Origin of the sequence: Streptosporangium sp. CA-135522, assembly GCF_050949235.1 — a bacterium.
GTDB lineage: Bacteria > Actinomycetota > Actinomycetes > Streptosporangiales > Streptosporangiaceae > Streptosporangium.
The window spans coordinates 7,407,502-7,420,536 of the sequence record NZ_CP192026.1 but is presented as its reverse complement, the minus strand read 5'-3'; the positions used below and the strand labels follow the sequence as shown (position 1 = coordinate 7,420,536).

Here is a 13,035-nt window from a genome sequence, read left to right as displayed (position 1 = left end):
GGAGAGAGGAAAAGGGAGCGGGCGGTGCCCGCACAGCGGGCGGTGCCTCACAAGGGTCGGGCGAGGGAACGGGGCACGGGCGACGCCCTCAGGAGGGGCGGACGTCGGCCGCCGCGCGTACCAGATGCCCGAGGCCGACCAGAGCCGCGTCCGGGCCCGCGATGCTGGCCTCGATGGACAGGGACTGGGTCATGGACGGCAGGCAACGCTCGTAGAGCAGCCCCCGGGCGGCCGCCACGTAAACGTCGAGGCTGGACAGCGCTCCACCGATGACGACGGCGTCGGGGTTGAGGAAGTTGACCAGGCCGGACAGGGCCACCCCGAGCAGTCCACCGGCGTGGCGCACCATCGTCACGACGGTCGGCTCGGCGTCGACGGCCGCCGCGATGACGTCGCGGGTCGTGGTCACCGGCAGGCCTCGCTCCTCCAGCTGGTGGGCCAGGGCGGCGCCGCTGGCGACGGTCTCCAGGCAGCCGCGGCTGCCGCAGGAGCAGTGGCGTTCGCCGCTGTCGGCCACGCGTACGTGGGTGACGTCCCCGCTGAGCCCGCGGCCTCCGCGGTAGACCTGGCCGCCGGTGACCAGGCAACCGCCTATGCCGGTGCCGGCCTTGACGTAGATCATGTCCCCGGTGTCCCGGCCACGAACGGTGTACTCACCGATCGCGGCCGCCTTGGCGTCGTTGTCGACGACCACGGGCACGTTGAAGCGTTCCGCCAGAGCGACCTGTGCGTCGACGCCGCTCCAGCCGGGCATCCGGGCAGGGCCGACCAGCCGGCCGCGCGGGAACTCGACCGGGCCCGGGAGGGCCATGCCGACCCCGAGCAGCGCCTGGCCGGGAGCGGTCGCCGTCCGGGCCCGCGCGAACGCCAGGGCGACCACGTCGAAGACCTCCCCGGAACCGGCGGCGATGTCGATGGCCACCTCCTCGGTGGCGAGCAGCCGTCCGTCGGGTGAGCACAGGCCGATGCGGGCGTGCTGAGCACCCAGCTCGGACACGGCGAAGACGCCCTCGACCTCGCGCAGGCGCAGGATCCGCGGCCGCCGCCCCCCGGTGGAACGGCCCACTCCCTCCTCCAGGACGGTGCCCTCCTCCAGCAGGCGGCGCACCACCGCGGAGACGGTCGAGGGCGCGACCTGCAACGTCTCGACGAGGTCGGCGCGGGAGACGGCCCCACCACTGGCCAGCAGCTTGAGGGTCTGGTCGCGCAAGTTGTCGGGAATCGATGGGTCCGACATACCTCTCCTCCTCGCGGCCGGTCTTCCGGCGCTGCCTCAACCTGCCGAGTGCGGTGCACAGGGATCCATCATGGACCACTACGAGATCATCGAAGGATGTCCCGCTACTTAGACTCTAATCCGAAAGAAGTGATCGAAACAAAGTGAAGTAACTTCGTTGACTTCCAACATCACCGTCTATACATTCTCCGCATTGAGCACACCCCCAGCCCTTGAGAGCGCAGGGCACGTGCACGTCAATCGAGGAGACCCATGCGGAGCAGATTCCACAGGCGCGCACTCCGCGGCACTACGGCCGTAACCGGCGCGATCGTCATCGGGCTGGGCCTGGCCGCCTGCAGCGGCGGCGGCAGTTCGCCGAAGGGCGCCCAGGGCGCCCAGGGCGGCGGCCAGGGCAAGGACACCGTGACCGTCGCCTTCCGGCCGCCCAACTGGATCCTGCCCATCTCGGCACCCGGCTTCACCCAGGGCGAGAACGCCATCTTCGGCACGGCGCAGTATCGCCACCTGTACGAATACCGGCTGGACGGCTCGGCGAAGTACAACATCGACGCCGAGCGCTCGATGGCCGAGCCACCCGAGGTGAGCAACGGCGGCAAGACCCTGACGATCACGCTGAAGGACAACACGTGGTCGGACGGCAAGCCCGTCACCACCCGCGACGTGCGGTTCTGGTACAACCTCGTCACCGCCAACAAGGACAAGTGGGCCTCCTACCGGGCCGGCGGCTTCCCCGACAACATCGCCGACTTCACGGTCAAGGACGGCAAGACCTTCTCGTTCACGACGACGAAGGTCTACAACACCGCGTGGTTCGTCGGTAACCAGCTCAACCGCGTCGTGCCTCTTCCGCAGCACGTCTGGGACAAGGACTCCGCGACGGGTCAGGTGAGCGACCTCGACACCACCCCCGCCGGCGCCAAGAAGGTCTTCGACTTCCTCCTCGCGGCGTCGAAGGACCCCAAAACCTATGCGACGAACGACCTGTGGCAGGTCAACAGCGGTGCGTGGAAGCTGGAGAAGTACGTGCCGAACGGAGAGGTCGTCCTCACCGCGCGCGAGAACTACTCCGGCAGCGACAAGCCGAAGCTGTCCAAGGTGGTACTGCGGCCGTTCACCGGTGACGACGCCGAGTTCAACGTGCTGCGCGCCGGTGACATCGACTACGGGTACGTCCCCGCGGCCAACCTGTCCCAGCAGAAGTACCTCGAGTCCAAGGGCTACACGGTCTCACCCTGGTACGGCTGGTCCATCACCTACCTGCAGCTGAACTACAACAACCCCGAGTCCGGGCCCCTGTTCAAGCAGCTGTACCTGCGCCAGGCGATGCAGATGCTCATCGACCAGCCGACGATCAGCAAGGTCATCTGGTCCGGTACGGCCTCGCCGACGTGCGGTCCCGTGCCTCTCAAGCCGGGCACCAACGGGTCGAGTGACGGGTGCGCCTACTCGTTCGACCCCGCCAAGGCCAAGGAACTGCTGGAGAGCCACGGGTGGAAGGTGACCCCGGACGGGCAGACCACCTGCCAGAAGCCGGGCACCGGTCAGGACCAGTGCGGCGAGGGCATCGCCGCCGGCGCGCCGCTGGCCTTCACGGTCACCAGCCAGACCGGTTTCGCCGCCACGACGAAGATGTTCGCCGAGATCAAGTCGCAGATGGCGAAGGTCGGCGTCGACCTGACCATCAAGGAGGTGCCCGACTCGGTCGCGGTCACCCCGGCCTGCAAGGCGTCGGAGGCGAGCTGCTCGTGGGACATGTCCTTCTTCGGCTCCCAGGGCAGCTGGTACTACCCGGCCTTCGCCAGCGGAGAGCGGCTCTTCGCCACCGACGCCCCGGTCAACCTGGGTAGCTACAGCAACGCCGAGGCAGACAAGCTCATCGAGGCGACGCAGTTCTCCGGCGACGACGCCGCGCTCAAGGCCTACAACGACCACCTGGCCAAGGACCTGCCGGTGTTGTGGATGCCCAACCCCGTGTACCAGATCTCGGCGTACAAGTCGGGCCTGCAGGGCGTGGATCCGCAGGACCCGATGAACAGCATGTTCTTCCAGGACTGGTCCTGGAAGAACTGAAGACACCGACCGTCCCGGACTCCGGTGGCGCCTGACCGGGCCACCGGAGCCCCCCGAACAAGGAGGGGCCCCAGTGGCCCGGTACCTCATCATGCGCCTGGGCCAGGCCCTCGTCATCGTCGTGCTCGTCACGATGATCACGTTCGTCATCCTGCACCTCCTGCCGGGAGGTGCGGCGCGGGCCACCCTGGGCAAGGAGGCGACATTGCAGCAACTGGCGGCCTTCGACCACGAAATGGGCTACGACCGCCCCTGGGTCCAGCAGTACGTGATGTATCTACAGCGCCTGCTGCACGGAGACCTCGGCTACTCCTTCCAGCTCAACCAGTCGGTCACCGAGGCCATCGGCCAGCGGCTGCCCAAGACCATGGTGTTGTCGCTGCTGTCGACACTGCTGGCCATCGTCGTGGCCATCCCGCTCGGGGTCGTCCAGGCGGTGCGGCGCAACCGGTGGCCCGACTACACCATCACCGCGCTGTCACTGCTGGCCTACGCCACGCCGATCTTCTTCATGGGCCTAATGATGATCATCCTTTTCTCGCAGGTCTGGCCGGTCCTGCCGCCTGAGGCGCCCCAGGGGTTCACCCTGGGGGAGGTGCTCGCCGACCCGGCCGGGCTCGTCCTGCCCACCGTCACGCTCGCCGTCGTGACCATCGCGGTCTACTCGCGCTACGTGCGCTCCTCGATGGTCGACAACCTCAACGAGAACTACGTGCGCACCGCACGCAGCAAGGGACTGTCGGAGCGGCGTGTGGTCGGCCTGCACACCCTGCGCAACGGGTTGTTCCCCGTCATCACGCTGCTCGGGATGTACCTGCCGGCGCTGTTCAGTGGTGCCCTGGTCGTGGAGTCGCTGTTCAACTTCCCGGGCATGGGGCAGCTGTTCTGGCAGGCGGCGCTGAAGCGTGACTTCCCGATCCTGTTCGGAGTCACCTTGATCGTCTCGGTCGCGACCGTGTTCGGCGCGCTGCTCGCCGATCTGCTCTACGCCGCCGTCGATCCCAGGGTCCGACTCCGGGCGAGCCGATCATGACCGCGTCGGACGAGGCGACCGGCGTGCCGGACGGGCCCTCGTGGCAGCCGGGTGAGGAGGACGACGCACCCGTCCGGAGCCTGTGGCGCCAGGGGGCGGAGGTCTTCGGCGAGAACCGTCTGGCCCTGGTGGGCCTGGTGCTGTTCATCCTGCTGGCCGGGGTCTGCTTCCTCGGGCCGCTGTTCCACCACACCGACCAGGTGCACACCGATCTCGCGGCGGTGTACCTGCCCCCCGGTACGGCCGGACACCCGCTGGGGACCGACGGGGTCGGCTACGACCAGCTGGGGCGGCTCATGCTCGGCGGGCAGACCTCCATCGTCGTCGGGCTCGCGGCGGGCGTCCTCGCGACCGTCGTGGGCACGGTGTGGGGAGCCGTCGCCGGATTCGCCGGCGGCTGGGTGGACGCCGCGATGATGAGGGTCGTCGACGCGATGATGTCGATCCCCTCGCTGTTCCTCTTCATGCTCATGGCCGCCATCGTCACCCCGAGCGTGCCGATGCTCATCTTCATCATCGGCGCCTTCGCCTGGCTGGGCCCGGCCCGCCTGGTGCGGGGCGAGGCGCTGACCCTGCGCTCTCGCGAGTACATCCAGGCCATGCGCTCGATGGGTGGCACCGGCGGACGCGCGGTGCGACGGCACATCGTGCCGAACGCCATCGGGACCGTGATCGTCAACGCGACCTTCCAGGTCGCCGACGCCATCCTCTACGTCGCCTACCTGTCGTTCCTCGGTCTCGGCGTCCCCCCGCCGGCGGCCAACTGGGGCGGGATGCTCTCCGACGGTCTCGCCGACACCTTCAGCGGCCACTGGTGGCTGCTCTACCCGCCCGGAATCGCCATCATTCTCATCGTCCTCGCCTTCAACTTCATGGGTGACGGGCTGAGGGACGTCTTCGAGGTCCGCCTCCGGCGGCGCTAGCAGGAGCAGGAACATGAGCGCACCGATCGACCCGGCCTCCCGGCACCACGAGGCGTCCGGTGACACCGGAAATCCCCAGCCCCTGTTGCGGCTGCGTCACCTCAGCACCGACATCGCGCTGCGCAGGGGCACCGTCCACGCTCTGGACGATGTCAACCTGGAGGTAGGGGCGGGGCAGACCCTCGGCATCGTGGGCGAGTCGGGCAGCGGCAAGACGATGACCGCGCTGTCGGTCATGGGCCTGCTCCCTTCTGGCGGCGGCGTCGTCGGTGGGCAGATCCTCTTCGAGGGCCGTGACCTGCGATCCCTGCCGCCCGAGGAGGTACGCCGGATCCGCGGCGTCCGGATGGGCATGGTGTTCCAGGACCCGCTCACCTCGCTCAACCCGACGATGCGCATCGGGGCGCAGGTCGCCGAGCCGCTGCGCGTCCACGAGGGGGTCGGTAAGGCGCAGGCGCGGGAGCGGGCCGTCGAGATCCTGCGCCGGGTCGGGATGCCGCGCGCGGAAAAGATCGTCGACGACTACCCGCATCAGCTCTCCGGGGGGATGCGCCAGCGGGTCGTCATCGCCATGGCACTCATCTGCTCCCCGCGCCTGCTCATCGCCGACGAGCCGACGACGGCGCTCGACGTGACCACGCAGCGTCAGATCCTCGAGCTCATCGACGATCTCCGCGAGGAGTTCGGGATGGCCGTCATCCTCGTCACCCACGACCTGGGGGTGATCGCCAGTCGCGCCGACCGGGTCGCGGTCATGTACGCCGGCAGGGTGGTGGAGTCGGCGACGACGGCGGAGCTGTTCCGGTCGCCTCGGCACCGTTACACGGAGGCTCTCATGGAGGCGCTTCCGGAGTCGGTGACGCGCGAGGCCGGCGCGCGCGGGCGGCTCTACAGCATCCCGGGCCTGCCGCCGGACCTGTCCCGGCCGTCGGCCGGATGCCGGTTCGCTCCCCGCTGCCGGTTCGCCTCGTCGCAGTGCCGTACCACCGAGCCGGCCCTGTCGGCCGGCGAGCACCGGCACGCGTGCCTGCACCCGGTCACCCTGACCGCCGCCCCGGTCATTCGGACGGTCGCCGCCCCGGACGGCCGGACGGCCCCGGCACCCCCGCCGACGATGGAAACGTCCAAGCCGGAGCCGGAGGCGATCCTGTCGGTCCGCGGGCTGGTCAAGAACTACGAGGCGACGGTCGGCGGGGGACTGCGGCGGGTGTCCGGGCAGGTGAGCGCCGTGGCCGGGGTGTCGTTCGACGTCCGTCCGGGCGAGACCTTCGGGCTTGTGGGCGAATCCGGATGCGGCAAGTCCACGGTGGGCCGGCTGGTCGTCGGGCTGGAGGAGCCGACCGGCGGGCAGATCGTCCTCGACGGCACCGACATCGCCACCCTGGGCCGGCGCGAACGCCGCCGGATGCACCGGCAGGTCCAGCTGATGTTCCAGGACAGCTACGCGGCGATGAACCCGCGGATGCGGATCGACGCCATCCTCGCCGAGCCGCTGGAGATCCAGCAGGTGGGTGATCCCTCCACGCACCGGGCCCGCATCGCGACACTGCTGGACCAGGTGGGCCTGTCGCGACGAGTTCTGGAGCGTTACCCCCACGAGTTCTCCGGCGGCCAGCTGCAGCGCATCGGGCTGGCCCGGTCGCTGGCCCTGCAGCCCCGCCTCATCGTCGGTGACGAGCCGGTGAGCGCACTCGACGTGTCGATCCAGGCGCAGGTGCTCAATCTCATGCGGGATCTGCAACGCGAGCTGGGACTGGCGTATGTGTTCATCAGCCACGACCTGTCCGTCGTCGACTACATGTCGGACCGGATCGGCGTCATGTACCTGGGCAAGCTCGTCGAGGTCGGCCCCGCCCACGACGTGGTCAGGGCCGCCCGGCACCCCTATACCCAGGCTCTGATCGACGCCGTCCCCTCCGCCGACCCCGACTTCGCGCCACGCGAGAGCATCACCATTCGTGGCGAACTGCCCAGCGCGCTGAACCCGCCCACGGGGTGCCGGTTCCGGACGCGGTGTCCTCTCGCCGAGCAGATCTGCGAGACCGAGCCGCCGCTGGCGGGTGATGTGCATCAGGTGGCCTGTCACTTCCCCCTGCGCCCGGAGTCGAGCGCGGCCGGACAGGTGAAGGCCTCCCGATGAGCCTGCCCTGACCAGGACGGCTCATGTCGATATGGCGGGCACTTACCCCAAAAGATGCGGTCGATTGGTTTTCCGATCGTTCGCCAGCGGAGATGAGCGGTTTGCGACATTGTGGTGAGTGAATTGCGGTGAACCGCCCCGATGCGCGATCGGCATTTCTTCGGCGGGCATGCGGATGCCATGGCCAGGTGAATCGGGGAGAAAATGGGCGATTCGTCGCTGGTTTACGACGGTGTGCTTTCTCACGAATACGACGAGGCGGAGGGGCTGGCCGACGACCCGTATTTCGATGAGATAGACCGGGCGCGACGTGACCACGAGGAGATGACCCTGCCGGGCGTACAACCGGAGGTGCTGCCCCGGGGCGAGGTCATCGAAGCCGAGAAGCGGCTGACGGAGGCCGTCGCGGGAAAGCTCGGCATCGACCGGGAGTACAAGGAGTGGCTGCACGCCCGCGGCGTGCAGGCGGAGAAGTTCTCCGCCGTACGCCCCGAGCGGGAGGAAAGGGTCAGCTACACCTTCGGGCCGCTGCAACCGCTGGGCCCGGCCGCCGCCGGCATCGGCGAGATGTGGTGGGGCAGGACCGACATCCGCTTTCCCGGTGGCATGGGCGCGGACTTCAGACCGGACGGCGCGCACCTGTTCGGGGAGCTCACCCGCAACGACGGCGACCTGTGGAAGGGAAGCCTGCAAGCCCTCGGGCTGTTCGTCCTGTCACCGAACCGCATGCCCCCGGTGGCCCCGGGCGTTTCACCTCCCAGCCGTCGTGCGAGCTGATCGGCCAGATCTCCGGATTCACGCGTAACCACTGGGGCGACAACTGGTCCAAATGCTGGCTGCGCACCTCACAGGTCGTGCGCGGCGGGCCGAACGGAGCCATCATCGGAGAAGGGCACGACCACCGGAACCTGTTCTTCCTTTCTCAGGATTTCGAGGAGACCATTCGCGACCTTCCGGGATTCCTGCCATTTCCGCGGGTCGATTTCAACCTGGACCCCGCCCACACCGTGACGAGCACCCTGGAGGTTCGTTTCGACTTCCAGCTGGAAGGCATCGCGGGCACCAAATTCGGCACCCACCTCGTGTCCCGGGACGCGCTTCTCCGACTGTCCCAGTGGACGATCGGGCGTTTGTGATCCGCCGGCCGATCGGCCGGTGAGGGAGTCCGCGCGGCCGCCGGCGCCGTGGTCGAGGCCGCCGCGGACGACCCGGGGGTGATGCCGGGCATCCCGCGCCACGGCGCGGGGGGAGCGCGGGACGGTCACGGCCTCGGCTCAGCCGCCCTGGGACCAGACGCCTTCCCACTGGGAGCACTTGCCGGTGATCCTGGCGGAGGTGCCCCGGCAGACCTTGGCCTGGGCGGACAACATGTGTCCGGCGTTCACCCGGAAGGCGAGGGTCCGCGACTGCGAGCAGTTCTTGAACGTCGCGGTGCGGTACCGGCCATGGTCGGTGAGCCACTTGACCTTCAGCCATGAGCAGGTGCGCGAGCCCCCGCCGTCGTACAGGTCACCCTGGATTCGCAGGCCGGAGCCGCCGGTGCGGACGGTGCCGCCGGCCCAGCCCTTCGTGTCCGAAGAGGCGGTCGGCCCCCAGTGCCAGGTTTCGGTCGCGGCCGTTCCGGCCGTGGCGGCGGAGGTCGCGGTCGCGGTGGACGCCGTCGCGGTGGACGGCAGGCCGACCGCCACGACGATGGCGGTGGTCAGTCCGAGGGAAAAGCGCAGGGCGCCACGCATGGGTTCGTCTCCTGAAGCCTGAGGGCGGTGGACTTCTCTACCCCTCAAGAGATACGGCAGCGGGCTTGCAGGTGACTTGACTCTTCTTGCAACGGCTCAGCCGCCGTGAGCGTCCCTCGCCGGGACGCCGTCCGGGAACCGGTCACTACACGGGCATGGCCGAGGATGACGCGTCGTCCGGGTCCGGGGGGTTGGCGTGTTCGCCGCCGACCTGCTCCGGCGGCGCCGCGAACGCCTGACGCAACGCGTCATCGCGGCTGGGGAAGACCTCGAAGGCCTTGCGGAGACCGGTGATGGTCAGCACACGTGCCAGGGGCCCGTGGACGCCGCTGAGCACGAACCGGATGCCCGCGTTCTCGCTGCGCTGCAGGGCGGTGACCAGCTCGCTCAGCCCCAGCGAATCGCAGAAGGTGACATCGGCCAGGTCCACGATGAGCAAGGGCCGATCGAGCCCCTCCTCGGCGCGGCGCAGCTGCTCCCGTAACAGCGGGGCCGAATGAAAGCCGAGCTCCCCGCCGACGCGGATGACGATCGCGTTCTCGTGCAGCTCGCACGAGACGCTGAATGCCGAACCATGTTCGGCCCCGAACAACATGATGAGCTCCTCACGCCTGCAGTTTTCAGGGCAGGCGTCTCTCTTCTTACCAGTGCTGGAGATCTCCCGTGCACGCCGGAGCGTCGGCGGGTGCTTCACCGGCCCGTTCCGCTGAACGGGGCAGACGGTCACCGATGAACGCGATGACCGGGGTCCGTCGCGCGTGACCGCTAAGATGAGCGTTACCCTACCGACAGTGATCATCCGCCTGCCGCGCGATCCGGTGAGCCAACCGTGAACGATGCGAGAAAGCGGGTGAGCGATGTGGACATCTCGCAGGTCACCATGCCCGGTGGCCGGCATCGGCTTGACGTTCCCGACACCCCGCCCACCCGATAGGAGAGGTATCCCGGTGACCGCCGCCGTCCGATTCACCCTTGGAGACGGCGCGCAGCAGGCTGTGGCGTCGGTGCCCGTAGTGGCCCTGTCCGGTGATCTCGATTTCACCAACGCCGAGCAGTTGCGCGACGACATCCACACCATCCTCGCTCCGGACCACCATGACCTGGTGCTGGACCTGACGGACCTGGACTTCTGCGACTCCACCGGAATCAGGATCTTCCTGGCCATCCGAAAACTCCTGCAGGAGCGCGGCGGCACCGTCGCCCTGACCGGCCTCAACTCCCGCCTCACCAGGATCTTCCGGCTGACCGGGCTCGTCCAGGCCTTCATCATCCAGCCCACCGTCGCCGACGCCCTCGCCCTCCTGCGTTCTCGTTCCTGACGGCCCGCGGCACCCCGGGCGAGCTCCGGGTCCGTCCGCGGTCAGCCGACCGCCAGCGACCGCAGCGCCTCGTCCAACGTGTCGAAGACCGGCAGGTTGGCGGCCAGGCCGGTGATACGCAGCAGCCGCGCGGGCTGCGGGGTGGGATCGGCGTAGACGACGACCGCGCCGTCATCGGCCAGCCGCCGGCGCATCGTCAGCAGCGCGGCCAAGCCGGGGGAATCGACGAAGGTGAGCCCGGACAGGTCCACCAGCGTCGTCCGCCGGGGACCCTCGGCGAGATAGCCGTCCAGCCATGCCTGTAACTGCACCGCGGTGTTCACGTCCAGCTCCCCCTCGGGCCGCAGAACCAGCGTCGTGTCCTCGGTCCTCACCGGCAGGCGCAGAGCATCGGTCATGACGGAGCCCCTTCTCTTTTCACCCTCCGCTTCCCCGCCGCGAGCGGGCCAATCGTCTTCGCCGGGAAAATCGGCCCTCGCGTCGGGAGAGGACCGCCCACTCTCGGGTCTCGGGCCTGCCCGGCTCGCCGGATTCCAGCCCGGCCGGCGTCTCGGGGCCGACGCCGTGCGAAACTCAGCCGATGTCCCAGGACAGGGCGAGCGTGGTGTGCCGTTTACGGATCACCGGGCCGTCGCCGGGCGCGGTGGTGAGATGGGCGTCGATGTGAAGCCCGGTCGTCATCGGACGTCCCGCCGCGTCCCACGTCTCGATGTGGGCGACGAGATCACCGGCGAGCCTCGCCCCGCCGGGCCCGAAGCCGCGCGCCACCAGGGTGTCGTACGCCTCCGACTCCAGCACGCAGAGGCTGCCGCCTTCGACGATGCCGACGACCGTCTTGAACCCGCGCGAGTCGAGCGGACCCGACGCCAGCCATCCCGGTTGTGCTTCGGACAGGGCGCACCAGCGGGACTCGTGCACCGCCAGCCACAGGCTCAGCCCGTCGACGAGCTGTGCGCGGCCCGTGCTCACCCCGGTGAACAGTTCGGTGACCGGCCCGCCGAGCGCCGCCAGAACGTCGCCGACCTCACCTCCCTCCGGGAGCGAGATCGTGAGGTCGGAGCCGCGATCCAGCACCCAGGTCCTCTCCGGCCCGGCGAAAGGTCCTCGCATTCGCATGAACCCACAGGGCAGCACCGACCGGCTCGTCCAGTGCCCGTCCGCCTGTTCCAGAGCGACCGAGCGCTGTACTCCGCGCAGATCCAGCGGGAGGACGATGCGCCCCGCCGGGCTGAGCTGATCCAGCCAGGCAGGGGCGAGATCCCACACCCCGACGGTGGCGATCACCCGGTCGTAGGGCGCCCGCGGCGCGAACCCCTGAGCACCGTCCCCGCACACCACGATCACCTCGGGATGCCCCGCCTCGCTCAGGTGGCCCCGGGCTCGTGTGGCCAGATCGGCGTCGATGTCGACACTCACCACCTGGCCTTCCGCCCCCACCAGGTGTGACAGCAGAGCGGCGTTGTAGCCCGTCCCCGTCCCGATCTCCAGCACCCGCTGCCCCGGCTCCACGCCGAGCTGGTCGAGCATCAAAGCCATGATCGCCGGCTGCGAGGAGGAGCTGATCGGCCGGCCCCACGCGTCGCGCTTGGTGACGATGGCCTCGTCCTGGTACACGGCGTGCACGGGGACCTGCGGCAGGAACACGTGTCGCGGCACCGTCAGCAGCGCGTCGGCCACGGCCCGGCTGATTCCGCGCTCGCGCACCTGCGCGACCAGGTCCTCGCGCAGTTCGTGCCATTCCGCCATCGCCCACCTCCGCGTCGGCCGCCCTTTTCGTGTCCCGCCGAACTCCGTGCCTGGCAAGGTCAGGAACTCTTATGCCCTGATAGGTCGAGGAGATTGGGAAATAAGGGGAAATCAGGTTAAGACGCCCGCTCTGACCACTCGGTCAGGATTCTGGTCTCCTTCTCCGGGTCGATGCCGTGCCTGCCGAAGGAGCGTTTCTCCACGGGGATATCGCGCAGCCACGCCCACGTGTCCCGGACGGTCTCGGCGACGGGACGGCAGCGCAGCCCGGCCGCGTGGGCCTTCGCGGACGACGGCAGCCAGACCCCGGCGAAGTCGGCGGTGTCCGGGGCCCAGATCGGCAGATCCAGCCACGGTTCGACCTTCCGGTCGAGCAGGAAACGGTCCTCCACCCAGACGAACTCCGCGTCCGAGCCCGTCACCGCGCGGCACTCGGCCAGCCAGTCGCCGTAGGTGGTGTTGCCCTGGATCTCGCTGGTGAGGAAGCGGTCGTTCACCCCCGCTTCGGCCCGGTCCAACGTGAAGGCGGCGATGTCCCGGGCGTCGATGACCTGCATCGCCACGTCGGGGTCGCCCGGGGCGAGCACCTGTCCGCCCCGGGCGATCCGGGTGAGCCACCAGGTCAGGCGGCCGACGTCCTCGTGCGGGCCGAGGATGAGACCGGGCTCGACGATCAGGGCGTTGCCGTCGAAGCCCTGCTCCACCGCGCGCTCGCACCCCGCCTTGAGGGTGCCGTAATCTCCGTCCTCGGGACCGGCGTCCGGGGCGCATTCGAATGGGGAGAGCTCTCGTCGACCGTCCCCGGCTCCGGCCACCCGCTTTCACCCT

13 protein-coding genes are annotated in these 13,035 nt (G+C 69.1%); 7 read left to right on the top strand and 6 right to left on the bottom strand.

The annotated features are described in order from the left end of the window. Positions 1 to 88 precede the first annotated feature (88 nt). On the bottom strand, positions 89 to 1,237 hold the full coding sequence (locus ACQPYK_RS35130; RefSeq protein ID WP_433240803.1) for an ROK family transcriptional regulator: 1,149 nt from the start codon (positions 1,235 to 1,237) through the stop codon (positions 89 to 91). A 252-nt stretch (positions 1,238 to 1,489) separates the two neighbouring features. Between ACQPYK_RS35130 and ACQPYK_RS35125 the strand changes: the two genes are divergently transcribed. The 6 genes from ACQPYK_RS35125 to ACQPYK_RS35100 all read left to right on the top strand — a co-directional run bounded on the left by ACQPYK_RS35125 (position 1,490) and on the right by ACQPYK_RS35100 (position 8,542). Then, positions 1,490 to 3,310 carry a peptide ABC transporter substrate-binding protein gene (locus ACQPYK_RS35125; protein ID WP_433240800.1) on the top strand — a complete coding sequence of 607 codons (1,821 nt, stop codon included), beginning with the start codon at positions 1,490 to 1,492 and terminating at the stop codon, positions 3,308 to 3,310. Between the two features lie 73 nt (positions 3,311 to 3,383). After that, entirely contained in the window at positions 3,384 to 4,343 is a 960-nt protein-coding gene (locus tag ACQPYK_RS35120) for an ABC transporter permease (RefSeq protein ID WP_433240797.1), read from the top strand. After that, positions 4,340 to 5,266, top strand: a complete 927-nt coding sequence (locus ACQPYK_RS35115) for an ABC transporter permease (protein ID WP_433240794.1) — start codon at positions 4,340 to 4,342, stop codon at positions 5,264 to 5,266. Before ACQPYK_RS35120 ends, ACQPYK_RS35115 begins: the two co-directional genes overlap by 4 nt. Positions 5,267 to 5,279: 13 nt before the next feature. Then, positions 5,280 to 7,406, top strand: a complete 2,127-nt coding sequence (locus tag ACQPYK_RS35110) for an ABC transporter ATP-binding protein (RefSeq protein WP_433240791.1) — start codon at positions 5,280 to 5,282, stop codon at positions 7,404 to 7,406. Between the two features lie 204 nt (positions 7,407 to 7,610). Further along, the gene (locus ACQPYK_RS35105; RefSeq protein WP_433240788.1) at positions 7,611 to 8,183 is read left to right on the top strand and encodes a hypothetical protein; all 573 of its coding nucleotides are present in this window, start codon (positions 7,611 to 7,613) and stop codon (positions 8,181 to 8,183) included. A 77-nt stretch (positions 8,184 to 8,260) separates the two neighbouring features. Then, on the top strand, positions 8,261 to 8,542 hold the full coding sequence (locus ACQPYK_RS35100; RefSeq protein ID WP_433240786.1) for a hypothetical protein: 282 nt from the start codon (positions 8,261 to 8,263) through the stop codon (positions 8,540 to 8,542). Between the two features lie 138 nt (positions 8,543 to 8,680). Here the strand turns inward: ACQPYK_RS35100 and ACQPYK_RS35095 are convergent, their stop codons facing one another. Next, positions 8,681 to 9,142: a hypothetical protein gene (locus ACQPYK_RS35095; RefSeq protein ID WP_433240783.1), complete on the bottom strand. Its 462-nt coding sequence runs from the start codon at positions 9,140 to 9,142 to the stop codon at positions 8,681 to 8,683. Positions 9,143 to 9,287: 145 nt separating this feature from the next. After that, entirely contained in the window at positions 9,288 to 9,737 is a 450-nt protein-coding gene (locus ACQPYK_RS35090) for an STAS domain-containing protein (RefSeq protein ID WP_433240781.1), read from the bottom strand. A gap of 352 nt (positions 9,738 to 10,089) precedes the next feature. Between ACQPYK_RS35090 and ACQPYK_RS35085 the strand changes: the two genes are divergently transcribed. Beyond that, complete coding sequence (locus ACQPYK_RS35085) at positions 10,090 to 10,461, top strand: STAS domain-containing protein (RefSeq protein WP_433240778.1); 372 nt, start codon at positions 10,090 to 10,092, stop codon at positions 10,459 to 10,461. Positions 10,462 to 10,502: 41 nt separating this feature from the next. Here the strand turns inward: ACQPYK_RS35085 and ACQPYK_RS35080 are convergent, their stop codons facing one another. The 3 genes from ACQPYK_RS35080 to ACQPYK_RS35070 all read right to left on the bottom strand — a co-directional run bounded on the left by ACQPYK_RS35080 (position 10,503) and on the right by ACQPYK_RS35070 (position 13,022). Next, positions 10,503 to 10,859: an STAS domain-containing protein gene (locus tag ACQPYK_RS35080; protein WP_433240775.1), complete on the bottom strand. Its 357-nt coding sequence runs from the start codon at positions 10,857 to 10,859 to the stop codon at positions 10,503 to 10,505. 175 nt (positions 10,860 to 11,034) lie between these two features. Further along, entirely contained in the window at positions 11,035 to 12,207 is a 1,173-nt protein-coding gene (gene fxlM, locus ACQPYK_RS35075; protein ID WP_433240772.1) for a methyltransferase, FxLD system, read from the bottom strand. A gap of 116 nt (positions 12,208 to 12,323) precedes the next feature. Further along, the gene (locus ACQPYK_RS35070; protein ID WP_433240769.1) at positions 12,324 to 13,022 is read right to left on the bottom strand and encodes an NAD-dependent epimerase; all 699 of its coding nucleotides are present in this window, start codon (positions 13,020 to 13,022) and stop codon (positions 12,324 to 12,326) included. Positions 13,023 to 13,035: the final 13 nt, after the last annotated feature.

Excerpts from the sequence above, each read along its gene's own strand:
- ACQPYK_RS35130 (WP_433240803.1), bottom strand. The coding sequence starts at position 1,237 with ATGTCGGACCCATCGATTCCCGACAACTTGCGCGACCAGACCCTCAAG.
- ACQPYK_RS35125 (WP_433240800.1), top strand. The coding sequence starts at position 1,490 with ATGCGGAGCAGATTCCACAGGCGCGCACTCCGCGGCACTACGGCCGTA.
- ACQPYK_RS35115 (WP_433240794.1), top strand. The coding sequence starts at position 4,340 with ATGACCGCGTCGGACGAGGCGACCGGCGTGCCGGACGGGCCCTCGTGG.
- ACQPYK_RS35110 (WP_433240791.1), top strand. The coding sequence starts at position 5,280 with ATGAGCGCACCGATCGACCCGGCCTCCCGGCACCACGAGGCGTCCGGT.
- ACQPYK_RS35105 (WP_433240788.1), top strand. The coding sequence starts at position 7,611 with ATGGGCGATTCGTCGCTGGTTTACGACGGTGTGCTTTCTCACGAATAC.
- ACQPYK_RS35095 (WP_433240783.1), bottom strand. The coding sequence starts at position 9,142 with ATGCGTGGCGCCCTGCGCTTTTCCCTCGGACTGACCACCGCCATCGTC.
- ACQPYK_RS35090 (WP_433240781.1), bottom strand. The coding sequence starts at position 9,737 with ATGTTGTTCGGGGCCGAACATGGTTCGGCATTCAGCGTCTCGTGCGAG.
- ACQPYK_RS35080 (WP_433240775.1), bottom strand. The coding sequence starts at position 10,859 with ATGACCGATGCTCTGCGCCTGCCGGTGAGGACCGAGGACACGACGCTG.
- fxlM (WP_433240772.1), bottom strand. The coding sequence starts at position 12,207 with ATGGCGGAATGGCACGAACTGCGCGAGGACCTGGTCGCGCAGGTGCGC.